1 protein-coding gene is annotated in these 354 nt (G+C 45.8%); it reads right to left on the bottom strand.

The window, feature by feature from the left end; genetic code table 11:
• On the bottom strand, positions 1 to 354 hold a 354-nt coding region (locus CWC30_RS17605; RefSeq protein WP_212746086.1), incomplete at both ends, for a PPC domain-containing protein.

Below are 354 nucleotides of genomic sequence, written 5' to 3'. Positions count from 1 at the left end.
TTTATATGGACGACAATCATAGCTTGAGCTTGTTGGCTGGCTACCAAATTTTACAAATAAATCTGCATCACCGGTGCCGCCTGACGTTGTAACAGTAAAGCTTACCATACCCGCCGGTACATCTAGCGTGTAATGTTTCCACTGACCTGCATTTGCTGTGATATCAGACACTGTGCCACCACCTGCTTGAGGAGTGCCTGAACCACCACCTGTTGAACCACCCGTAATGTTACCGACTAAACTCACGCCACTGTAGGCTGAATAACCACGCAGCATTACATGGTAAGTGCCGGCTGTTGGATTATCAATAGAACATTCTTCACTGTTTCCACCTTTATATGGACGACAATCATA

Source organism: Pseudoalteromonas sp. S4741 (genome assembly GCF_005886135.1).
Classification (GTDB): domain Bacteria; phylum Pseudomonadota; class Gammaproteobacteria; order Enterobacterales; family Alteromonadaceae; genus Pseudoalteromonas; species Pseudoalteromonas tetraodonis.
The sequence above is the reverse complement of the archived record's forward strand: the minus strand, read 5'-3'. Positions and strand labels throughout refer to the sequence as shown.